This is a genomic window from Paenibacillus sp. RC67 (genome assembly GCF_030020805.1).
In the GTDB taxonomy this organism is placed as follows: Bacteria; Bacillota; Bacilli; order Paenibacillales; family NBRC-103111; genus Paenibacillus_S.
This window is the reverse complement of the sequence record NZ_CP125098.1, coordinates 6,634,123-6,656,953: the sequence shown is the minus strand read 5'-3', so window position 1 is coordinate 6,656,953 and position 22,831 is coordinate 6,634,123. Positions and strand designations below refer to the sequence as shown.

General features: G+C 45.3%; 23 protein-coding genes and 1 pseudogene. 18 read left to right on the top strand and 6 right to left on the bottom strand.

Annotated elements, in window-relative coordinates:
- Positions 1-164 precede the first annotated feature (164 nt).
- From QMA13_RS30155 to QMA13_RS30145, 3 genes are all read left to right on the top strand, one after another.
- Complete coding sequence (locus QMA13_RS30155; protein WP_282937339.1) at positions 165-1,730, top strand: hypothetical protein; 1,566 nt, start codon at positions 165-167, stop codon at positions 1,728-1,730.
- A gap of 202 nt (positions 1,731-1,932) precedes the next feature.
- On the top strand, positions 1,933-2,208 hold the full coding sequence (locus QMA13_RS30150; protein WP_282937338.1) for a DUF1294 domain-containing protein: 276 nt from the start codon (positions 1,933-1,935) through the stop codon (positions 2,206-2,208).
- A 128-nt stretch (positions 2,209-2,336) separates the two neighbouring features.
- Positions 2,337-2,723 (top strand): ribosomal maturation YjgA family protein, encoded by a 387-nt coding sequence (locus tag QMA13_RS30145; RefSeq protein ID WP_282937337.1) that lies wholly within the window; start codon positions 2,337-2,339, stop codon positions 2,721-2,723.
- Positions 2,724-2,811: 88 nt separating this feature from the next.
- Here QMA13_RS30145 and QMA13_RS30140 read toward each other — a convergent pair whose 3' ends face one another.
- Positions 2,812-4,605: a helix-turn-helix transcriptional regulator gene (locus QMA13_RS30140; protein WP_282937336.1), complete on the bottom strand. Its 1,794-nt coding sequence runs from the start codon at positions 4,603-4,605 to the stop codon at positions 2,812-2,814.
- Positions 4,606-4,729: 124 nt separating this feature from the next.
- On the bottom strand, positions 4,730-5,308 hold the full coding sequence (locus QMA13_RS30135; protein ID WP_282937335.1) for a sensor domain-containing protein: 579 nt from the start codon (positions 5,306-5,308) through the stop codon (positions 4,730-4,732).
- 314 nt (positions 5,309-5,622) lie between these two features.
- Between QMA13_RS30135 and QMA13_RS30130 the strand changes: the two genes are divergently transcribed.
- The 3 genes from QMA13_RS30130 to QMA13_RS30120 all read left to right on the top strand — a co-directional run bounded on the left by QMA13_RS30130 (position 5,623) and on the right by QMA13_RS30120 (position 7,905).
- The gene (locus QMA13_RS30130; protein ID WP_282937334.1) at positions 5,623-5,793 is read left to right on the top strand and encodes a hypothetical protein; all 171 of its coding nucleotides are present in this window, start codon (positions 5,623-5,625) and stop codon (positions 5,791-5,793) included.
- Between the two features lie 305 nt (positions 5,794-6,098).
- A complete protein-coding gene (locus QMA13_RS30125; protein ID WP_282937333.1) occupies positions 6,099-7,079 on the top strand; it encodes an aminoglycoside phosphotransferase family protein in 981 nt (326 codons plus the stop codon).
- A 160-nt stretch (positions 7,080-7,239) separates the two neighbouring features.
- Positions 7,240-7,905, top strand: a complete 666-nt coding sequence (locus QMA13_RS30120) for a stalk domain-containing protein (RefSeq protein ID WP_282937332.1) — start codon at positions 7,240-7,242, stop codon at positions 7,903-7,905.
- Between the two features lie 399 nt (positions 7,906-8,304).
- Here QMA13_RS30120 and QMA13_RS30115 read toward each other — a convergent pair whose 3' ends face one another.
- Positions 8,305-9,210 carry an AraC family transcriptional regulator gene (locus QMA13_RS30115; protein ID WP_282937331.1) on the bottom strand — a complete coding sequence of 302 codons (906 nt, stop codon included), beginning with the start codon at positions 9,208-9,210 and terminating at the stop codon, positions 8,305-8,307.
- A 320-nt stretch (positions 9,211-9,530) separates the two neighbouring features.
- Here QMA13_RS30115 and QMA13_RS30110 point away from each other — a divergent pair, with 320 nt between their 5' ends.
- From QMA13_RS30110 to QMA13_RS30055, 12 genes and pseudogenes are all read left to right on the top strand, one after another.
- Positions 9,531-10,142 (top strand): aldo/keto reductase, encoded by a 612-nt coding sequence (locus tag QMA13_RS30110; RefSeq protein ID WP_282937330.1) that lies wholly within the window; start codon positions 9,531-9,533, stop codon positions 10,140-10,142.
- Positions 10,105-10,533, top strand: coding sequence for an aldo/keto reductase (locus QMA13_RS30105; RefSeq protein WP_282937329.1), 429 nt, complete (start codon positions 10,105-10,107; stop codon positions 10,531-10,533). The genes QMA13_RS30110 and QMA13_RS30105 overlap by 38 nt, the downstream gene beginning before the upstream one ends.
- A 44-nt stretch (positions 10,534-10,577) precedes the next feature.
- Entirely contained in the window at positions 10,578-10,907 is a 330-nt protein-coding gene (locus tag QMA13_RS30100; protein WP_282937328.1) for a carboxymuconolactone decarboxylase family protein, read from the top strand.
- 25 nt (positions 10,908-10,932) lie between these two features.
- Positions 10,933-11,022, top strand: a pseudogene (locus tag QMA13_RS30095) (SDR family NAD(P)-dependent oxidoreductase); the annotation flags it as partial.
- 150 nt (positions 11,023-11,172) lie between these two features.
- On the top strand, positions 11,173-11,655 hold the full coding sequence (locus QMA13_RS30090) for a GNAT family N-acetyltransferase (protein WP_282937327.1): 483 nt from the start codon (positions 11,173-11,175) through the stop codon (positions 11,653-11,655).
- 144 nt (positions 11,656-11,799) lie between these two features.
- A complete protein-coding gene (locus QMA13_RS30085) occupies positions 11,800-12,666 on the top strand; it encodes a MurR/RpiR family transcriptional regulator (protein ID WP_282937326.1) in 867 nt (288 codons plus the stop codon).
- A gap of 11 nt (positions 12,667-12,677) precedes the next feature.
- Positions 12,678-13,607: an alpha/beta hydrolase family protein gene (locus QMA13_RS30080; RefSeq protein WP_282937325.1), complete on the top strand. Its 930-nt coding sequence runs from the start codon at positions 12,678-12,680 to the stop codon at positions 13,605-13,607.
- A 19-nt stretch (positions 13,608-13,626) separates the two neighbouring features.
- The gene (locus QMA13_RS30075; RefSeq protein ID WP_282937324.1) at positions 13,627-14,961 is read left to right on the top strand and encodes an ABC transporter substrate-binding protein; all 1,335 of its coding nucleotides are present in this window, start codon (positions 13,627-13,629) and stop codon (positions 14,959-14,961) included.
- A 21-nt stretch (positions 14,962-14,982) separates the two neighbouring features.
- On the top strand, positions 14,983-15,792 hold the full coding sequence (locus QMA13_RS30070) for an alpha/beta fold hydrolase (protein ID WP_282937323.1): 810 nt from the start codon (positions 14,983-14,985) through the stop codon (positions 15,790-15,792).
- Between the two features lie 126 nt (positions 15,793-15,918).
- A complete protein-coding gene (locus QMA13_RS30065) occupies positions 15,919-17,634 on the top strand; it encodes an RNA polymerase sigma factor (RefSeq protein ID WP_282937322.1) in 1,716 nt (571 codons plus the stop codon).
- Positions 17,631-18,764 (top strand): extracellular solute-binding protein, encoded by a 1,134-nt coding sequence (locus QMA13_RS30060; protein WP_282937321.1) that lies wholly within the window; start codon positions 17,631-17,633, stop codon positions 18,762-18,764. The genes QMA13_RS30065 and QMA13_RS30060 overlap by 4 nt, the downstream gene beginning before the upstream one ends.
- A gap of 71 nt (positions 18,765-18,835) precedes the next feature.
- The gene (locus QMA13_RS30055) at positions 18,836-19,312 is read left to right on the top strand and encodes a hypothetical protein (RefSeq protein ID WP_282937320.1); all 477 of its coding nucleotides are present in this window, start codon (positions 18,836-18,838) and stop codon (positions 19,310-19,312) included.
- Between the two features lie 289 nt (positions 19,313-19,601).
- On the opposite strand, the gene QMA13_RS30050 is transcribed toward QMA13_RS30055, so the two are convergent.
- From QMA13_RS30050 to QMA13_RS30040, 3 genes are all read right to left on the bottom strand, one after another.
- Positions 19,602-20,165: a MepB family protein gene (locus QMA13_RS30050; protein ID WP_282937319.1), complete on the bottom strand. Its 564-nt coding sequence runs from the start codon at positions 20,163-20,165 to the stop codon at positions 19,602-19,604.
- Positions 20,166-20,247: 82 nt separating this feature from the next.
- Positions 20,248-21,567: an MFS transporter gene (locus tag QMA13_RS30045; RefSeq protein WP_282937318.1), complete on the bottom strand. Its 1,320-nt coding sequence runs from the start codon at positions 21,565-21,567 to the stop codon at positions 20,248-20,250.
- An 83-nt stretch (positions 21,568-21,650) separates the two neighbouring features.
- The gene (locus tag QMA13_RS30040; RefSeq protein ID WP_282937317.1) at positions 21,651-22,808 is read right to left on the bottom strand and encodes a winged helix-turn-helix domain-containing protein; all 1,158 of its coding nucleotides are present in this window, start codon (positions 22,806-22,808) and stop codon (positions 21,651-21,653) included.
- Positions 22,809-22,831: the final 23 nt, after the last annotated feature.

Here is a 22,831-nt window from a genome sequence, read left to right as displayed (position 1 = left end):
TACATCCATGCTATAAAATGGATTGAGTTCTTGTTTTACTTTAGAAGTTATAAAGAAAATGGAGGAGGCTGATGCTTGAAAACATGGTAATTGAAAGCGCGGCAATTAGTGATGATAGCAGCTTTCATGAATGGATCAAAAGCAGATTTAAAAGGAGGAATCTAATGTTTTCTAAGAAAAGACTAAAAATATTATTGATGTTAGCCACTGTGAGCACCTTCGTACTGGCCCAGCCCGTCAAGCTTCCCATAGCCTCGGCAGCGTCCTCAAGCTGGGTCAGTGTTGGAAACGACGGAAAGTTAGTGTACCAAACAGATTCGTTAGGCAATAGGATTATGGACTTTTCTTCAGCAGGTTATGGCGGAGGAGGCGTGGCGATACCCGAGGTTCCTGCCATTAGAACCCTGACCCCATCCGGCGGGGATGATACAGACGCTATACAGCATGAAATTGATTTGATCGCCGCTATGCCGCTTGTTAACGGATTCAGAGGGGCACTCTTGCTAGGGCAAGGCACCTTTAACTGCAGTAAGCAAATCAACATTAACGCAAGTGGCATTGTCGTTCGAGGAAGCGGCTCTGGCAATAATGGAACGGTCATATTAATGAATGGAGCTCCATTCCTGCTCTTTAGCCTCTCTGGTTCAGGCTCCTACGCGTTAAGGGGTAGCGTGAACATGACCGATTCTTTCGTGCCATCGGGAACAGATTCATTTAACGTTAGTGACGCTTCCGGGTTCCAGGTAGGTGATACTGTTCTTGTTACTCGAAAAGCTACAAAAGAGTGGATTCACTATATGGGAATGGATACGCTTGTACGTGATGGAAAGCCGCAAACCTGGCTAGCCGAAGGGAGTAAATTCAATACGGATCGCATCATCAAATCTATTGATGGTAACAAAATTACGTTGGATGCTCCTTTAACGGATTCCTTCGATTCCAATTACCTTGGCAGTGTGGTGGGAACTGTTTCCAAATATGTGTTTTCCGGAAGAATATCTCAGGTAGGATTAGAACAAATGAAAATTCAAGCTCCGCCTGGAGTCGAAGCATACAGAGCCGTTTATATGAATGCCATTATCGATTCTTGGGTGCGTAATCTTGTGATCCAAGACGGTGTGAACAACTTTACGATAGACAAGACATCCAAACGGCTAACGGTAGACAACGTTATTATCAATCACACTGTTTCCTCTACAGATGCAGCAGCCCCGGCGGATTTCACCTGCATAGGCACACAAATCCTATTTAATAAATCTCAAACCAATGATCTGCAAGCGGGAGGCAAAGGGTCTTGGTCTTTCGTCACTCAGAGTCAAGGAACGGGTCCAATTGTTTTGTTGAACTTTTCTTCTACAGAGAAAAATGGAGTCGCTCCGCATCAGCGCTGGACTACAGGGATCTTAGTTGATAGCAGCAGCTTTATGAATCCGGGAAATGATGCCTTGGGCATAGCCTTCCAAAATAGAGGGACTTCCGGTTCCGGCCATGGTTGGCCGATGGGATGGTCCGTAGCTTGGAATGTGACTGCACCTAAGCTGTTAGTATCACAGGCACCTGGAACGATGAATTGGTGCATCGGATGCGTAGGCAGTAAATCTTCGTCGAACGACCCTATAGGAGTCTACGATTCCTTCGGGACTAAGGTGACGCCGTCCAGTCTATACTTGACCCAACTCAAGGAACGTTTAGGACCCCAGGCGTTGACGAATATCGGATATACTAATTAGGTTGTACTGTAGATGTAATATGGACCGGTGAAGCGACGGTGAATCAAAGTATTAAGAATAAGGCTCTCTTCGCATCAATTGCGAGAGAGCCGTTTTTGTTGACTGGAAGCTAGCTTTATTGATTATATGTTGGATATATGAGATGGTGATAATGCATATAGTTTAATTTATCTGGAATAAACTTTGAAAGGTAGATCATGAAATGCTTATCTTTATTGCTTATTGGGTTGTCGTAAATATGGTTGGTTTTTTGATGATGGGACACGATAAATCCCAAGCCAAACGAAGAGGGCGTCGGGTTCCTGAGAAGCGTCTATTCACTCTTGCGGCAATTGGGGGTGCACTCGGATCATGGATCGCTATGAGGGTGTATAGACACAAGACCAAACATATGAGTTTCGTGATAGGCATTCCTCTACTCATTGTATTGAATGCTTTCTGCAGTTATTATTTGTATGAATTTTTGTTCATAGAATAATAGCGTTAGCAACATATCATTCTCTTATTATTGTTGAAGGGGACTATTTTTGAGACAATCTATTTTAGAAAATAAGATAGGGACTGGATGTAGACCCATATTTAATACAAAGAGCTAGGATGATGGCCTTGCGTTCTCGTATAAAATATTTCATAGCTGTAATGGTTACTATTATTTTAGGTTTAAGCTCAAGGAAGCTATCAGATCTGCCTGAGTTCATCTCCAACAATGCCGGGGACATGCTGTGGGCAAGTATGGTCTATTTTGGTTTTCGATTTTGGTGCATTCATAGAAAATTATCTTGGGCGGTAGGCTGTAGTGTCGCATTTAGCTTCGCTATTGAATTCAGTCAGCTGTATCAAGCGGAGTGGATCGTGGGACTGAGGAATACTGTAATAGGTGGATTAGTGCTTGGGAAGGGATTTTTGACAGTTGATTTAGTCAGGTATGTCTTTGGTATTGCGATTGCGTATGGTTTGGATGCCTATTGGTTGAGGCGTAAATGGAAGAGATGAGTTTGCAGTTACGAGTGTTAAAATACAGCCGCCGGCTCTCATAGCGAAGCGGCCGTGAATTTTAATTCCATAAACTGTAGTTTCGTATTTAGCTAACGATGATCCCGAATTCCAGTGCTTTCTGGACGGCTTCTTCCTTGTTGCGTACTCCTAGCTTGATATAGGCAGAGGAGGCGTAGTTTCTGACCGTGCCGTCTGATAAATACAGCTTGGACGCTATCGTCTTGTATCGGAACCCCTTGGCAACAAGCTGTAATATTTCTATTTCCCTGTCCGTTAGGTCATAGTTGGCTGCGGCTTTGGATTGCGGCGATTCAATGCTCTCATCGAGCTTCTCGAATATTTTATGGGACATCCCCTGACCGATTAACGTGCCTCCACGGTGAATAAGCCGAATCGTTTCGGCCAGCTCGAGCGGTTCGGCCGATTTAAGCAGGAAGCCGTCTGCACCATTACGAAGCAAGTCTAACGCTTGCTCCGTGTCTTGAAACGTTGTTAGAATCAATATGCGGATATGCGGCCATTGCTGCTTGATCCTTTTGGTTGCCTCGGCTCCGCCCATGCGCGGCATATCCAAATCCATAAGCACTACGTGGGGCTGATGGCGTCCGCACAGATCGACGGCTTGTTCACCATTCTCGGCCAAATCGGCTACATTCAAATCCTGGTACTTGTCGAGCAGCGTCCGCAGACTTTCCCGAATCAACGGCTGGTCGTCGACGATCAACAGACGAATAAGCTCATCTGCCATCTCCGTTTGTCGCGGCAAAGTGCAAACGACAAGCGTCCCATCTCCTGGCTTCGTATAGACGGAGATTTGTCCTTGCAAATTCATCGCTCGTTCCTTCATCGCGTTCATGCCGAAGCCCTCCCGCCACTCTTCCATCCCTCTTCCGTTATCCTGTACTTCCAGCCTCGTATATGGCTGCTCGAATTGCAGAGAAACGGTAATTTCTGTTGCCTGACCGTGACGAACCGCATTCGTAAGTGACTCCTGCAAGCAGCGGATGAACGCCATCTTCGCTTGACGGGACAGCTGGTGTTCCTCACCGAACACCCGAAGGCTTACATCGACCCGGGCATGTTCCCGAAATTCCTCCACAAGCTTTTGCAGAGACCCGACTAAGGAAAGCGACTGCTGCGGAGATTCCATTTGATGCAAGTAGTCTCTCACATCCTCAATGCTTTTGCGGCCCAGCTCAAGCAAGGAATCCAGCCTCTGTTTACCGGTTTCGGTAGCAAGCTCGGAGCGCAGTGTTTCCATTCCCATGATAATGGAAGTATAAGCATGACCGACCGTATCGTGGAGTTCCCTAGACAGCCTGTTTCGTTCTTCTGCCAGTGTAATGCGCTCGATTTGGGACATATATTGCTCAAGCACCGCATTTTGCTTGCGGATCGTTTCATTTTGCCTATGATTGACGATCAATAAATGAAATGTGAATCCCATCACATAAGCAAGTCCGTGGTAGGTGACCATGACCCAATAGCTATTGCTTGGCTCAAGGGCATAGAAAATACCAGGTATTATAAAGACGGTTGCCGGAGCTGTCCAACGATAGGATGGATGAGCGCTGTTCGCCGCGATAAGAAACGCGGATAAGAGAAATGAAGGGAATGCTTCTGGAAACAGCGCGGTTAAATATGTGCATAGTCCTCCATATAGGAGTATTTCCGTAAACAAATAATATTTGTAGTTGAGCATCAAGCAAACCCACGGAATGGAGAAGGCGGCAATCTCCCAAAAAATAACGCTCCAAAGTGGCAGCGTTAGACCTTCCTGAAAACTGATTGTCGTGAGGATGAGCGAAACGCTCGTCATAAGGCGGAGCGCAAGCATAATCCAGTCATACCAAAACCACTGTTTAACCATATCCAACAAGTTCCTTCAACCCCTAAGCAGCTTTCTGATTTGTTTCCTATAGTATTATAGTCCAAACCTTCGCGCGGTGTCATATTTGCTAGTTCATGCTGCGGCACCTTACACAAAGGCGGGAAACAATCAGCTATCGGTTTAGCTGCCGAATCATGCTGGCCGTATATCCTCCGATTGTTTTCGCCAAAGCATCAGTAAGCTTGAAGCTTATTGCGGCAAGCAGCGCTCCCACAGCCATTACAAGGAGTGATTTCGCAAAAGTGTCTACCTGCATGAAAATGACATTCATTTCAATGAATCGATACAAAAGAGGTGCCAACAGGAAGGCAAGCGGTACTAAATAGAGAACGGCTGCGCTGACGAGACTGACGAGTCCGATCACGAACTTCTGCATTAACCAAAAGACGGCAGACCAGTTGCGGCGATCCGTTAGCTCTAATTTGGCTTGAGCCCAGACCGATGCTTCGGTTGTTACTTTTCTGTCGTAAGGGGCCGTCGTAATATCGGTATAAATCTTGGTCTGCGTACGCTCGAACTGGATGAAGGTTGTAGTAGTTCGCAATACGCGCGTAACTAGTGGGATGCCGATTACCGTAAATGAAAGACTTAAACTGAACGACAGAGCTACCATGTAAAAACAAAAGTAAAACAATCCTGTTATGAAAGTGAATAATAAAAAATAACCATTTTGGATGAAACCTGATTTCATGAGGCTCATCGCTCCTCTCCATATAATATCTGCATCGTACGGCTTCTAGCGTCACTCGCACCAGTGTAAAAATGTCATATGACATTTGGGGCATGTACTATAGAACCTATGACAAAATGCAGCTTGCCGGTGTGACATTCATATTGCGATACTAATGCTTGCAATGCTAGTGCTTGATGTATTCTTGCAGCGAGAATTTTGACGGTTATTTGACGGTTTGTAGATTGGGTTAATTATCTGGCGCTGCACTTGGTGAACCGGTACGTTCATTAGGTACGGTGCTGCATTACTATCAAGTCAGGAGATGGGGTTTGATGATAAGCATATTTTTCAGCACTGGCGTAACGGCTTTACTGTTTGGTGCGACTTTCTCAGGAGGGTGTAAGGCTGAAGAAAAAAAAGCGGAAGAGGGGATGACATCAGTCACAAATGGAAGTGCGAATCAACCGCTGCACGTTAAGGAAGTTAAGGAGCTCGATCTCTAAAGCTCAGCAAGTAAGGAAAAACCACAGTCGGTATTGCGACGGGACTGTACCCCGGTTGTGAGACATTGAACAAAACATCTTGCCATATTACGAAAACCAGTCGTCGGAAATGAAGGGGCGACTGGTTATTTAACATTGCCAACAATAAAGGCGATGTTGTCAGCACCTCATAGTACGAACGGGCAATTCTCTATTATAAAAACTTTCCATACACACGAAAATACAAAATATGGTAAATTTAAATCGAGCGCTTGAATAGCTCTCATTAGGGGAGAATGTACTGGTAGAAAGGCTAAGGTGAAGCTATGGAAGAATTAATCGTTCACATAAGAAGAAAAGCTAAGGAATTATTGAATGCAGAAGTTGAATATGTTGAAAAATTTGAGAACGTTCCTAATAATTCAGTGTTTAAAATTTTAGTAGATCGCAAATTTTATATTTTTAAACTATATAAGAAGAGAACCTGGCCCGAAGACGGAAAACTCATTTTTATAAATCATAAATTAATCGAAAATCATATTGGCTGTGCGAAGATTATTACATTCGACAGAAACGATTCATATTTTCAGACCGGATTTCTGATTGAGGAATACCTACCCGGAGTAAATGCAGATCCTATTGTTTTCGATTTGAAATCGGGAAAAGAGTTTTATAAAAAATTAGCACTGTTGGTATCTAAAATACATAGGATACACATTGAAAACTACGGGTACATTGGTAGTGGCGTGGCTGGTTATATTTCATTTATTGATTTTATGAATGATAAATATGATGAGATTACGAATGCTTTGATAAACAAGCAGTTATTCGATAAAAACAGCTTATTGGAAATAAAGAAACCGGTCATTGACAGACTTCGTTTATGCGAAAGCCTTCCATCTGTATTAAATCATGGTGATCTATCAACAAAAAACGTAATGATCGATGAGGAGGGCGAGCTTACTTTAATAGATTGGGATGACGCAATGTCATACAACTGGATAGCTGACATATCGAGAATGACCTACTGGATGAAATTTAAGTACAATGATTATGAATATGAATTGTACAGAAATACATTTATGGAGCATTATTCAACCGAGAGTACAAAAAGTGATTACGATACTTTTGAAAACCTATTTCATGTATGGATCGGTTTGGATCATCTGAATTATTATTCTAATGCTAATAACCCTCTTTATGAGAACTCAATGGCATACTTTAAAGAAACGGTAGAAAGGCTTAACTTTATCCCATTCCCGGCTACTTATTTATCCAATTGGAACAATTCATCGACAGCCAACTAATGCTGATTTCTTTAAAGCCTATAGGACAGGGGATCGGATACAGTAAAATATGTCTCTGGTCCCTAGGATTGTAACTATTCACAGGTATAATTACACTGAACTGTAAATTAGAAGAGAAACATAGTTTTATTCAATTAAACGCAATGGAGAGGATATCAAAATGAATAAAAAAGTGGTAGCAATGGTTCTAGGAACATCCCTGATGCTTAACGCAGGTGCATTGGCATTTGCCGCAACGAATCTCGAAGAAATCAAAGCTTATCTGAACCACGATTTGAAAGTAAAAGTAGACGGCAAGCCGGTACAACTGCAGGATGAGCAAGGGAAAGTCGTTGAACCCATTACATATGAGGGGAATACTTACTTGCCGGTTCGCGCCATTGCCAATGCTTTGGGGGTAGGTGTCGATTATGATTCCAGCTCGAGCACGGTCCTGCTTGGAGTTAAGGCAGAAGGCGTTGCGGTTTCAACGGAAAAATTCGATAACACGTACCTTTCTAAAGACAAAAATGACACCACCTATAAAGGAACTGATTATAAAGAAGTCTTGATTAATAAAGAAAGTGCGGGAAGCTTCATACTCTCTCCTAACAAAAAATATTCCAAGCTAAGCTTGCAAGTCGCAGCTCTCGGCAAAGATATTGAAAGTATCGAGATCAAGGACACCGATTCGTTCGCGACATTAAAGAAAGAGTCGGTTTCTATTAACGACGGATTAAAGACAATTGAAGTCGATATCGCTGGCTATAAAGATATTTATGTCAATATTGAGACTAAATCCGGCGGCGGCTTCTTGATTCCGCTGACCTCCTCGACTTATAAATAACAAACCCTAACAAGCTGGTTGAGTGAAGGGCGAGCATTAAAACAACCAGAACTAGTTTCAAAGCCGTTTATTAGCGTGTTTATAGTAATAGTAATACTTCTATTAGCATGAGAAAAGAAATTATCTCGCTAACCATTACTGATACGGATATGATAGTTGAGGGGCTAGCTTCGCGGCAGCTCCTCTTTTGTTTATTAAAGTAATGGCCAGGTTTGTTCAATTACTCAACGCCCTTGATTTAATAATAATATCCTGAGTATTTAACGAAAATACTTCAAAGAAATTAGGGGATAGTCGATAGGAATAAAATTACAAATGATACATAACAAAATAAATATCCATGTCGGAATCTTCAGTATTGTCCCCACACACACATGGAGTGGGATCTTCATGTGTTAATCATTGGTCATATTTTGCTCTCAGGCGCTTTATATCTTCTCTTGGTGGAAAACCAAACATTCGGGAATATTCACGACTGAACTGAGATGGACTTTCATAGCCTACATGGAATGCGACATCAGCAGCATCTGTTGACTCAGACAATAACAGGCGTCGGGCTTCCTGTAGTCTCAGTTGCTTTTGAAACTGAATAGGGCTCATAGCGGTTACCTCTTTAAAGTACCTATGAAGTGAAGCAGCACTCATATTCGCTATTTCCGCAAGCTCCTCAATCCTAAAAGACTTATCATAGTTATTCTTTATTTGTTCGATAACGTTTCTGATCCGGTTGGTAGAGCTTCCCTCTATTGCAATTTGTTCCAGTGTACCCCCATGCTGCCCTTGCAGAACCTTATAGAGAATTTCCTTCGTAAACAGAGGAGCAAGTACCGGAATATCCTTCGGGTTGTCTAACAAACGAGCTAATCTGATTACCGCATCCAACATAGATAACTCTATAGGGCTGACAAACATGGCTCGCTTAGCATTCTCTTTCTTTCCGCCACGAATTTCAGAATCACGTAAAACCTCTAAGATTTGACTCGGTGTAAATACAAGATTGAGAGCCAAATACGGAATATCGGAAGAAGCTTCTATAACTTGTCCGATAACCGGCAGGTCAACCGATGCAACAAGGTAATCGGCAGGACTGTACCTAAAGCGCTCCTGTGCCAGCCATACTTCCTTTGCGCCTTGAACGATAATGCATAAGGAAGGCTTGTAAACACTGTGCTTTGGACCGGTAACATTAGAGCGGCGAATAAAAAATAAAGATGGAATCGCAGTCGCGTTAACACCCTCTTGGCCTGAATAACGGTCTATAAGTTTGGCAAGCTCGTCCTGCTGTTTATATATGGATTCAGCCATAAGATTCTCCTTGCTCCCTCATTTTAATAGTCCCATTATAATGCATATTCATCTGTCGTGTAAGTCGTTGTGAGAGGATTAGGCAATCATTTGCGATAAATTGGATATCGGTCGTTTTATTATTTGCTGCATACTTAGATAGAACACAATGATCAACACTAGGAATTAAAATATCACCAATAAAATGAAGATCAATAATGCCAAAGCGTACATTGGGAAAAAATGGACTAGAAGCTATTGCTAGAGGACCCGGTTGCTTGGGCATAAGTTCCAGTTTTGACGAACGAAAAGCTCACACTCAGCAGAGAGGAGAAATTAGGATGAAAATTCGTTCTCTTGGAAGGACAGGCTTAAAAGTAACGAATTTGTGTCTGGGTACCATGACTTTCGGTAACCAAGCGGACAAAAATATCTCGTTCGAGATTCTCAACAAGGCATTTGATGCTGGAGTCAATTTTATCGACACAGCAGATGTATATCCGATCGGGAGGTCATCGTATGAAATCGCCGGTGCAACTGAATCGATTATTGGGGAATGGTTAGAGGGTAAACGAGACAAAGTCGTTCTCGCAACAAAGTGTTTTGGAGTGATGGGACCTGGTGCCAATGACAAGGGATTAAGCAGGAAGCACATCATAGCAGCCGTGGAGGATAGTCTTCGCCGCTTAAAAACGGACTATATCGACCTCTATCAAGCACATCAATTCGACGATAGCACCCCCGTGGATGAAACGTTGCGTGCGTTTGATGATCTCATTGAACAAGGTAAAGTACGCTACATAGGTGTATCCAATTGGCGTGCTTGGCAAGTAGCTAAGGCAAACGGAATTGCAAACAGAAAAAAATTACGCCCGAATCGTGAGCGTTCAGCCTCGCTACAATCTGTTATTTCGGATGATCGAGGACGACTTGGTTCCAATGGCACTGGATGAAGGGCTTGGTATTATCAGCTACAACCCGCTTGCGGGTGGTTTGTTAACGGGACGCTACAGCAAAAACGCTAGTATTGAAGAAGGGACTCGCTTCGGACTTGGAAACAATGCTGGTAAATTGTATCAGGAGCGCTATTGGCAAGAGGCGAACTTTGATGCTGTTAAAAGATACCAGTCCTGGTGCCAGGAGTATAACTATGATCCGACCACAACAGCTGTGCGTTGGGTTACACATCAACCAGGAATCACCTCCGCTATCATTGGTGCGAGTCATCCAGAGCAATTGGATGCTAGTCTGCGTGCTGCTGATCTGGGTGAATTAACTCAACAGGAATTGGAATGGCTCGATGGGCTGTGGTTCTCATTGCCTCGTCGTAGAGAGTTTAGCTAAGAATAACTCAGAGGGTGACCTTGAAATGAAAGAAGGGAAATTCAATGTCAGATTCAAAAGAACTTTCTGTCGCACAGAAAAAGTATGGAGATATTGCACCAAAGATAGCTGAATTAACCGATGATGTCTTATTTGGAGATGTGTGGAAGCGTGAGGAGCTTTCTCCACGTGACCGCTGTTTAATTACCGTATCTAGCTTAATTACTGGCGGTAATACGCAACAACTGAAATCCCATTTAAATTTAGCAAAACAAAATGGACTTTCGGAAGAAGAATTAATCGAGGCAATGACACATCTTGCTTTTTATGCTGGTTGGCCGAAGGCAATGTCAGCCATTACGGTTGCAAAAGAATTGTTTTCGAAAGCTGAATAAAAATAACGAAAGGACGACATTCTATATGTCTAATATTCTAGGTAAAGTTGTTATTATTACGGGCGCTTCTAGTGGAATTGGAGAAGCGACCGCAAAAGAGCTTGCATCTCTCGGTTTCCTAATAGGGGCCCTTACTCCTCCACAGCTTAGTTTTACTTTATGGAAAAGTGTCGGCTGATTACTTACTGCCCCTTGCTCAAAGTAGATAGAAAGGTTTATTCTAACTACAGTATTCACACCAAGTTGTGAAAGAGGAGGGGACGCAATGAGCTGTCGTCTTGCATTTTACAGTCCGGAATGGGATTCCACTATTCGAGGCTTTACGCTGGATGAGGAGCAAAAAAACTTTGTTGCTTTGCCAAGCGCCATTATCGATTTGTCTTTGGAGGATCGGGATCGTTATCCGGTCGTTATCCTTTTGGAGGAAGAGCCTGTAGGATTTTTTGTTTTGCATCATAGTGAAGAATTTCGGACTTTAGCCGGTAATAAAGATGCCCTATTATTGCGTGCTTTTTCTATCGACAGGAACCATCAAGGCAAAGGCTTGGCAAGCAAGGCGATGAATCAATTGCCTGAGTTGGTTCTAAATCATTTTCCTCAAGTGAATGAGGTTGTTCTTGCCGTTAATGAAAGTAATTCGCTGGCAAAGCGATTATATGAGAAGTCTGGCTTTCATTATAAAGGAATCAACCGAGCGGGCAGGAGCGGGAATGAGTTCATTATGCATTATTCGCTTCATCATGCTTAGTTTCGACTGTCATGCTGTTGTGCCTCTTCGGAGGCTTTTTTTGCTTTTTAGCCTATTTCAATTTAAGGATAGGTATGTTACATTATGAAGTAAATAATTCTACTTTATATATTTATAGGAGAATATAATTCATTAAAGGAGGCTTTGAAAGCAACGATGACGGAATTGCTGCAGTTCGAGGATTTGGTTAAGCAAAAATTTAACGGATTATCTGCAGGTCAAAAAAAAGTGGCGGAGTATATTCTGCAGCATCTAGAGAAAGCGAGCTACGATACGATCGCCAAGATTAGCAGAGACACGGAAGTTAGCGAGACGACGGTTATACGTCTGTCTTATGCATTAGGATTCAATAGCTTTTCCGAGATGCAGAAAGGAATCCGCAAACAAATATTGGATCAAAATCAGCTGGCCGCTCAGCAAGATGCGGGTGAGGCGATAGGAACTGGAAATCCGTACGCAAAAATCATTGAGCAGGATATTCACATTCTCAAACAAACCTTGGCTCAGCTAGATTTGGATCACATGGATAAAGTGATCGATCACCTCATTCAAGCGGATACGGTGCATGTGGTTGGAGGCCGTTCCTCCTACGCAGCCGCAAGCTGGTTCGCGATGATGCTTGGAAATTTGCGGGATAATGTGAAGCTGATTTCTTCTAACGGGGATGTGCTGGAAGGCCTGGCGAATTTGACGAACCAATCGGTGGTGGTCGCCATTTCATTTCCTCGTTATGCGAGGGAGACCCATAAATATGCAAAGACGGCTCAGGTGCAGGGGGCGACACTTATATCAGTTACCGATAACAAGCTTTCTCCTATAGGCTGCATCTCAAGCTACACCTTACTGACAAATACAAATAAGGATGAGACGGGACTTAATTCCATTGCACCCGTCGTTAGCCTTTTAAACTTGGTCGTAGTGGGGATGCGTATGAAGGATCATACCCGAATTATGAGCAGGCTTCAGAAGCTGGAGGAGCTTTATTCCGCTTATGATATTTTGTTCGAGTAAGGTGGTGGGGTGTGAGATCCATTGTCTTGTCGCCATGGTGGAGTATAGCTTTGTTAATACTGTTGGTAGTAGGGGGAGCGGGATGCAGCAGGATCATAGACGACGGTGCAAGCCTGTCGGTTGAATCCAGGGAGCCGGAGCAGAACCCTTTGCGAACAGGCGTCATTCAGCTGCGCTATTTGCAGAATGATCCGAACCAACCGTACTACGTATACAAACCGGCTTCAGCTAAGCAAGATAGTCCAATGTTCGTGACTGTGCATGGGACCTCTCGGGATGCCAAACTGCATGCGGAGAAATTTGCCCCTTTTGCGGATGCCTATGGGGTCGTGCTGATAGCTCCACTTTTTTCTGAAGAGCGTGCGCCGAACTATCAGCAGCTGGGTGGTAAAGGCAAGCAAGTGCGAGCAGATCGGCAGCTTGACCTTATCGTAGAGGAAACAGGCCGCATAACGAGTGCGAGTACGAAACAGCTCTACCTGTTCGGTTACTCCGGAGGCGGACAATTTGCTCATCGGTATGCGATGGCACATCCTGAGCGGATTGCTAGGCTAGTGGTTGGTGCAGCAGGCTGGTACACGTTCCCTGATAGGTCGCTGTCATATCCGCAGGGAATACGGGAGGGGATCCCCGATATGCCTGATTTGCTGTTGGACCCGATGAAATTTTTAAGCATTCCAACGCTCGTGCTGGTTGGCGAGCGGGATACGAATCATGGAGATGCTCTAGAGCAATCACCGGATATTGACGCCCAGCAAGGGGGCAATAGGGTAGAGCGAGGACAAAGATGGGTAGAAGCAATGAACGAAGCTGCCAAATCGAAAGCGCTTACTAATGTGTTTTTATTTAAGCTTATTCCGAATTCCGCTCATAATTTCGCGCAATGTATGGATAGAGGACGAATGGGTACGTCCGTGTTTGAATTTCTGTTCAAAGAATAAGTTCATTAGGGGGAGCGATATGAAAGTACATGAGATGAACAAAAGTAAGGCCGCGGTATGCTTGATCGCCATAACGGTATTAGGGCAGGTTCTTATCGGCTGCAATAAAAGCGATGGTAACACGGTAACCACCACCGGGCAGGACCCGACTGTGATCAATGAGCCGGTAACGTTAACGGTAGCTCCGATCGTTATTTCTATAACAGATGAAGATTTTCAGACTTTGCTAGTAGACCCCGTCAAGAAGGTTCATCCTAATATTAAGCTGGAACTGATCAAGCCGGGCAAAGGGACCAATATAGAGGATCTTATTGCAGCAGGCAGTCCCCCTGATCTAATTCTAACCTGGAACGGTCGTCTCTTGTTTACCAAAGAGATGGGCTTGCTTGAGGATGTAACTCCGCTGCTTAACAAGCATAAAGTAGACCTCGATCGGTTCAATCCCGATGCAATCAGTGCAATTCGTATGGTGTCCGATAGCAATGAATTATACGCGCTTCCGTTTGCTCTACAGCATTATGCGCTATATTATAATAAAGATATATTCGATAAATTCGGCGTCCCGTATCCCAAGGATGGCATGACCTGGGATGATACCGTGGAACTGGCCAAAAAGGTGACGCGCTCCGAGGGAGGTGTTGATTATCGCGGGCTTGGCATTCAAAATTTGGCGTCGCTTCATTATCCGTTATCTTTAGGCGCCGTGGATGCCAAGACGAACAAAGCGATAGTAAACAACGATCAATGGAAGCGGGTTTTCGAGCTTGGCAGAAACATATACTCCATTAATGGGAACACACCCGCCAAATTTTTCAACAACGACGACGATGTATTTACTAAAAATAAAAACATTGCTATGCTGACAGCCGTCAACATGATTCCTCGTCTGTTGGAGGCGGAGAAAGCGAACAGCGATATGAACTGGGACGTCGCTCAGTATCCAAGCTTTCCTGAACGGCCAAATACGTATGCTATGATGAATACTCATGTCATTGCCGTTACCAAGTCAAGCGCCCATAAGGACGCCGCAATCGAAGTTATGAAGACGCTTACTTCAGATGAGGTGCAAAGAATATCGGCAGCCAAAACCGCCCGCTTGACCGCACTGAAAAATCCGGACATCATTAAAGCGTTTGGTACAGAAATTCCATCGCTCAAGGGCAAGCATGTGGACAGTATTTTCAAAAGTAAAGCTGCCCCTGCTGTTATCATGTCGGAGTATCTAGGGAAGGCTACGACGATTCTGCGAGATGAATTTACGCTGTATCAGGGTGGTAGCAAGGACGTCAACACTGCGCTTCGAGATTCTGAAGAAAAAATTAATAAGATGATACAAACCGACATCAAAAAATAACCAGAAGAAGGAAGAATGTGCATGATACAAGGTGAATTGATGGAACGAACTTTGAAGACCGATCCGCTTCTTTCTTATTATCTTTATGTTCCTAAAGGAATAGAATCGGGGGCCCCAATATTTATAACGGTTCATGGCATTTCCAGAAACGCGGCTGAACATGCTAATCGGTTGGCTCCGTTCGCAGAGCAGTATGGGGTTGTGCTTGTCGCCCCAATGTATGACAAGTCGCGATTTCCCGATTACAATTGCCTTGGACGCGAGGGCCAGGGGGAACGTTCAGACCGTGCCTTGGATAGGATCCTTGAAGAGGTTGGAGCATTAACAGAGGCTGCTACGGACAAAGTCTACTTATTCGGTTACTCTGGTGGTGGTCAATTTGCCCACCGATATGCATTGGCCTATCCCGAGAGAGTGGAGTGTTTAGTTGTTGGGGCGGCTGGATGGTATACGTTTCCTGATCATTCTTTTGAATACCCGCAAGGTATCGGCTCCTTCCCAGGCTTGGAAGATGTGGAGATGGACCCGGATCGCTTCTTGAACATTCCAACCTGTGTTTTGGTCGGTGAAGCCGATACAGAGCGTGGCACCTCATTAAACCAAGATGCTGCAGTAGATGCTCAGCAAGGGTTGAATAGAGTTGAAAGAGGCTTGAGTTGGCTAACCGCCATTCGTGCAGCTGCGCATCAACGTGGTTTGGATACACGGTATCATTACGAAACCTTGCCCCAATCCACGCATAGCTTCGCGCGTTGTATGACTAAAGGCGGATTGGGTCATCGGGTGTTTGAATTTATGTTTGGCAAAAACTTCTATGAAATAACCAAGTAGTAACAGAATATGGAAGGACATTTACTTGAGACGTCGAAAGCTTTGAAAAAAGTTCTCGGCGTTTTTGTTGTGTCCATAACTTCAATTGGCATCTATATAGTTAAGGGGAACAGGAGGTGACGCTAGATGAAGCCCCGTGATAAGAACATGGAGCATGGGGAGCAGCTGCTCGACGATGCAGAAATCGCGGATCGAGCCCGTATGGGCGATATGGAAGCGTTCGGAGAGCTGATTCAACGCCACAGAGACCAAGCGGTTGGCTGGGCGAAGAAGATGGCTCAGGATAGCGGCTTGGCAGAGGATATTACACAAGAAGCTTTCATAAAAGCGTTTCTGCATGTCGGAAGGCTTGTACATCCGGACCGATTCGTGATGTGGCTGAGGCAAATTGTGAAAAACGAGGCTCATATGAAGCTTCGAAGAGGAGGACCGTATGGCAGGGAAATGCCGATCTCTAGTTTAGTCATCGGTAAGGAGCATAGCGATCCTGATTCTCAGGCTGATGTGCTGGAACGGTTGATTGCCCGAAGGAATGATGAACATCCAGCTGATGCAGAGCCACAGCGAGCACTGCTGCGAAAGGAATGGCTTCACTTGTTCCGCAGCCTGCTGCCCTGCTTGAATGAACGGGAACGTGGGATGTTTGACGCCTATTTTTTCATGCAGCTATCAGCGGGCGAAGTGGCTGAACGGTTCGGAACGACATCAGGCAGCGTTCATACTTACCTATACCGATCCAAAGCGAAGATACAGAAAAGAGCGCTTGAAGACGGTCAACCATTCGGATTAACCTCTACTGCTGCGGTGCTTCGTAAAAACTCCTTGTCCATGCCTACAGGCGTTCTTGATGTTAAGGTAACTTATGTGGACAGAATGAGCAAACTGCTTCGTGCTCGAGGCGAGGGTGCGACAGCAGCAGATTTGATGGGGAGAAGCGGTCATGCATTTCGCCTTAAAATTTCCAAGCAAAATACGTATGCCGACGGTATTTTTCTATTCGATTGGAAGCAGGAAATTAGCAAGCTCGTAAGAGAATATGGATACGAAGCTGTCTATTTGACAGGCCAACTGGAAGGAACGCCTGTACCTATTCATCAGGTTGCCATGCTGTTCGAGGTGGTATCGGCCGACGAGCCACCTGTCATGCAGTTTATAAGGCGGTTTGTTGATTGCGGCTGTCCGGTGCTGTTTTTCGATACGTATGTCAAACGCCCGTATGTGTATGAATGGAATTTGATTTACAGCTACAACGATTTGGATCGGACTGTAGAGCTGACGGACATCACGCCGCCTTACCGGAAAACGTTGACTTATGAGGAACTGTCCGCATCTCCGCTTCGATTTTTTTGCGGATTACAGAAGACGGGCCGCATTGTAAAAGAAAGTGATTTAGGTCAACTACTGCAAATTGTTGTTAGGCAAGCGCGTGAAAACGAGAATGACGAGCATATATGCGGAATTAGAGCTTATGACCAATGGATTCGCCATCTGGAAAGCGGTCCACGCCTGGCTAATCCTTATGGTCATCGTTATTTGGCTCATACCTGCTCCAATGCCAGAGCTTTTGCAGGCCGATTTGTGCGATCATTAGCCACGAACAGACATGAGGAAGTCGTACTTGAGGATGCGGCTGCGTTATACGACGAGGCAGCAGGTTACTTAAAGCAAATAAGCGCAGCCGCTCCGCTTCTAGGTGAGTACGAATGGACGGCCGATACTTTGAGGGATGCATCAGAATGGCTGGGTCAAGCACAACAGGCGGAGGAGCAAGCTGTACGGATGTTAGAAGAGTACATCCAACTATTGAAGTTAAAAAATACGAAGCAGGGGGATTTAGAATGAGCGGAACAAAGCTGCTGACAGTCATTACACAAGCTAATGGGAAAAGCTTGGAAGCCTTGCACCAAAAGGCAGATAGGTTCGTGGCTGAGAATGATGGCATTGAGGTGCAAATTGAACAGGCTAACGGAAATTTCAATGTATTGAACAAAATCAAGAGCGGTGAACCTGCGGATGTGATCCACTTATCGGAAAGTGTGTTTGGTCCCTATTTACGGCAAGGACTTATCATCGATCTGATGCCTTATTTGCAGCAGGATACTCGTCTTACCCTAGATGATTTCTATGGCGGAGCTATTGCCGGACCGACCGATGACGATAAACTGGCGGCGCTTCCCGTAGATATCGCAGTTCCGCTTATTTATTATCGCAAGAAAGCATTCAAGGAAGCGGGAATAGAGGAGCCGCATAATGGCTGGACGTTCGAGCAATTTATTGAGATCGCTAGCCGATTGACTACGGATAAGCAGTATGGGCTGAGACTCGGTGTCGATATCGAGTGGTTTGAGCCGTTTGTCAAGCGAAGCGGCGGAGCTTACTTTTCAGCTGATGGAAGTACGTCACGAGGGTATGTGGATGGAGAAGCAACGGCTTCGGCATTGCAGATGATTGTCGACTGGTTCCGGGTACACCATTTGGCTCCGATGCCGGGGACTGTTGGAGAAGGGGATAAGGCTTTTACGGAGCAGTTTGCTATGGTTTATGATTTTTCATGGTGGATTCCTTTCTTGATGAGTCAGCGTAAGGATGAGTACGGTGCGGTTGGCTTGCCTCTATCGGCAAATGGGAAGGATACGAACATGATGTACATGGGAGGATACGGCATTTCATCCGGTTGCATTCATCCCGAAGCGGCATGGGAGTTGTTGAAGGAGTTGTCCGTTCCGGAAATGGGCTCTCCGTTAAGTCAGCTGCCTGCTGCAAAATCAACTGCCCTTAGACTCAGCACTGAAAACAATCCATTCCTGAAACTCGCTCTTTCCGAGCTGGATAAAGCATCTAGGAGCGCTTTCTACGTAAGTCAAAAGTGGAACGCTAATCGGCAGCTCGTTAAACAGGATTTGATGAATTGGATTACAGAAGGTACGGAAATCCGTCCTTCGCTCAGCAAATGGGCGCAAGCTATCGGGTAAAAGAGATTAAAACGGAGCTGCAACAAGGAGATATTGTAAACCGTCTATCGTATTAGAAAGGGCGGTGCGGTATGAAGTTAACAAAATGGTGGATACCTGTTCTTATCATTTTATCGTTTCTAGTGGGCTATTACGTTCGCGGGTTAACGAGTAACCAAGGCTTCGGACATCAATGGATCCGAGCGGCGGAGCCTCCACTACCGGGCATTCGAGTCAATGAGAAGCAAGTTCCAGTTTTGCAAGGCACTTACTCATGGTGTAGCGGTGCACTTTTTAATGCAAGTTGTAAGGTGGTAGATATGATTCCGCCAGCCGAAATCATAAAGGAGAAAGGAGTCCAGCCAGTCGTTGTCCCTCCTAATACAATGATTACGACGATAGCTCCTCCTGGAATAAAGTCATTTACGCTAACCCGTAATGATAACAAGGACAATAGTGATCCTTACCAAACCCCCGCAGAAAAAGGTATTTACATGTATAGCATCCATTGTGAATGGTTCGCGGATCAAGGAAATGCACAATTTTACTTTACTATAGAAGTTCAATGAGCGGACGGAAGACGGGATGTTGGCGGTTTGTCCTGATACCTGGATTCCCGCGGTAAGCGGCACGATCCGGTTGGATCTTTAAACAAAAAAGCACGCCAGCATTTGGTGTGGAGTCTGTCGAGAAATCTTCTTCTCTGGAAATATGCTATATAAGGAGGTGGGGTATGCCTTGGAGGAGTTTACGTCCGCCTTTGAAATTCGTGAATATACTGCTAATTCTAATCAAATTCACGGGTTTCAACAGCGGCTGGAGGGGCATGCCCCACTGGAGTTCAGTAGGTGTTATCCTCTAAAGACCGTAAAGCATTTGAGCACGAACAAAGTCTACGGGTCCATCCACAGGTATCTCTAGGAAATAGTCCAACTGCCATTTTTGAGTTTTCTGAGCCTGACGGCTCGTAGGCTGGTCCCAGGCAGGGTAAACTCGTATGCCTCTTTTGCCGCCGCTGCCTTTATTGGATACAATATCCTGATCACATAATACAGATTTAGGAAATATAAACTGACCAAAGCTATTGCCTTTGCGTGTACTAATAACGAAGAAATCAATTGGATCTGATACATCATAGGGTTGGGTTGGTCCATCTCCAATGCGTTCCCATAAAGTTACAAATTGCCCAACCTTGGTAGGAGTGATTTTTGCAACACGAAATCTAATAGAGAGAGCATTCAAATGAAATACATAGGCCCCATAGTCGGCATTTTGTACTTCTGAGAGTGGTCGAGAGCATTCCAACCCGCACGGGTTATATACAAGCTCCTTAGTGGCCAGTAGGTCACTATGAATGTAATCTGAAGAATTCCAAGCATTTGGATCGCTAGCTTCTGCAATGTTTCGTATGTTTGGATCCATTTAATCAAATCCCCCCAAAAGTAAGTCCAATGCAGCTATTTGTTGCTGCTCTGAATCTTCATCCATCTTAATGTAACTGTAGCTAGTTCACAAGTTCATTTGTAAATTGCTCTACAGACCCATTGCTTTTAAGCACTTTTGACCTAGTCGGCCACAGCACTCTCCCTAACAAAATGCCCAGCAGGCCGATCACAGTAATCACTATACCGATGTTCAAGAAGGTATGGGCGGGACCGTTAACTTGCACCAGTAGTCCCCCAAGCAGTGGGGCTCCTATCATAACCATCCCTAGGAGTGTGCTCTGAATTCCGAACACGCGGCCGGTCATATGTGGAGGCGTTTCTTTGTGTAGACAATAGTTGAATGTAACTATGAACATGCCGTTGCCGATTCCCAGCACGAACCCAAGTACTAGCACGGGAAGGGCGGAAACCTCGGCAGGGATTAATCCTAGCCCTACAACGGATAAGCCAATCAGCGCATAACCGCTTCCAAACCTCCAACCATAACTCACTGCGCGCTTCATTCGGTTCATCGCTACAATGATGAGTAGGGCACCTGCACCCGATGCCGCCACCATCCAGCCGAGCAAAGATTCCTGATCCGGTGCAAGCGCCCGGAAGAGGCTGGTGAACTGAAAGTCGATCATCTGAATTGCGAGTGTTCCGGTTAATCCGAACAGCATGGTAGTCAGCAGCAGTCGGCTGTGCAGCATGAAGTTCCAGCCTTCTTTCCATAGGGTACGCAGTGGAATAGGTTGCTCTGGCAGCGAGGTTGCGGATGGATGCTTCCGTTCAAGTGCTTTCCAGGAGGCTCCCGCCTCTGTACTTTTGACTGTGAGCAGCATTAGATAGGAACCCAGCCTAAGGCAAGCACATATCAAAATGCACCACTGCGGCGACAGGAGGGATAAGGCGAATCCCCCTAATAAAGGACCAGCGATTTTGGAACCTTGGTTTACGATCCCGTTGAGAGATGCAGCCTGAAGCAGCTGATCCTCACTGACTATGGTGCGTGTCAATGACTGAAGTGCGGGCACATTTAACGTAGATACGGCTGCGCGGAACATGAGCAGAGGAAGCAGCCATAACATATTGGGAGCGAATAACACGAGTAGGGTTAAGACTGCTGTAAGCAGATCGCAAATACGAATCAGCTTCAGCTTGTTCATCTTGTCGGCAGCGACTCCTGCAAACGAACCGAGCAGGATACTGGGCAGAGCATTGGCGACCGGAATCAGGGCCAGCATCAGCGGACTGGCATGCCAGAGATAGCCTACAAGCACCTGGATGGCCAATGTATCAAACCAGTCGCCAAGGGTTGCTGCCGCAAAGGCGCAATATACGCGCATGTATACCTTGTTATGAAGAAGGCTTGCACCTGCTGGTTGTGAAGCTGTCATTACTCATTCCTCCAAATCACAGTAAGATCGAATAAGGCATGATATTACTGTAACGGAGAAATGTCAGAGAATGATCAGAGCGATCAACAACGGCCCAGCTCTTTTAGTATCACAGATTCCAAGGGCTCTAACAGCCTTTTGAGGCCAATCCGCTCCTGCTCTTCTTCAAAAATATCTGTGTATTTTTGCTGCAATTTTTTCTTCGGGGGAAACATGCTGCAATAATGAACAATTCGGTGCAGGGCATACAGCCGCATCGGCACAAAACCGGATCTATCCAGGACCTGAAGTCCCTCGTCCAGCAAATTTTCCGCTTCATGCCATGCTTGACGCCGCAGCATCCACAGTCCCTTGACCACTTTGTAACTGCCGATCTCGCGTAGAAAAGGCTTGGTGGACAAAATTCCGGTTTCAATTGCTTCGGCCATTTTTTCCAGCTTGTGTTCCTCTGCTTCTGCAACCAGGTTCACAAACATCTCGGTAATAGCTGTTTGCGGGATGAAATGCTCTAAATTCGGTTCAGCGATCACAGTGTGACTCACCTTCAAGCGTTCAAGCGCTTTATCAGACTCACCCGCCAGTGTATACATATCAAGAATGTTGAGAATCTCCATTTCTCTGTGCTGCGCGGGAGACAACAGGTTCTTTTCAAGCACTTGTTCGCATAAGGTAAGCCTCAGCTTGGGGGTTCCCGTGAAAATATAAAACAACAACAGTGAATATAAGCGTTCGTTCAGCGGAACCTCGTCCGTGGTTAGCAGCCATTCCAAATCCCCTTGTACAAAACGGACATAGGCGGAATAGAACGGATCCAGCTCATATCCAAGCACATCCTGTTGGCGAGCAAGGGTCAGCATAGAACGGCCCTGGCCGTATTGGTGGTATTTCTCGAATATATCCCGCATCGTCTCATGCAGCTCTGTATCCAAGGTGGTGGGGTTCGCTTCCCTTGCGGTCTTTGGATTCTGCACAGTCAGACTATAGCCGATCCCCCGAACCGCCTTAATCTCGAGACCTGCCCAAGGGCGCAGCTTCTTACGCAGCCTGTAGACATGGTCATCCACCGTCCGCTCAACCGGATATTCGAGCGGCCACACATTATCGAGCAGCTGTTCCCGGCTGAAGGTACGACCTCTGTTACGATCAAGAAATTGCAAAAGAGCAAACTCCTTAGGCAACAGCACTATCGTTAAGCCTTCGGCTGTCACTTTATATTCACTCGCGTGTAATTCCAGTTGCATTCAGATAACCCTTCTTTCCCGTG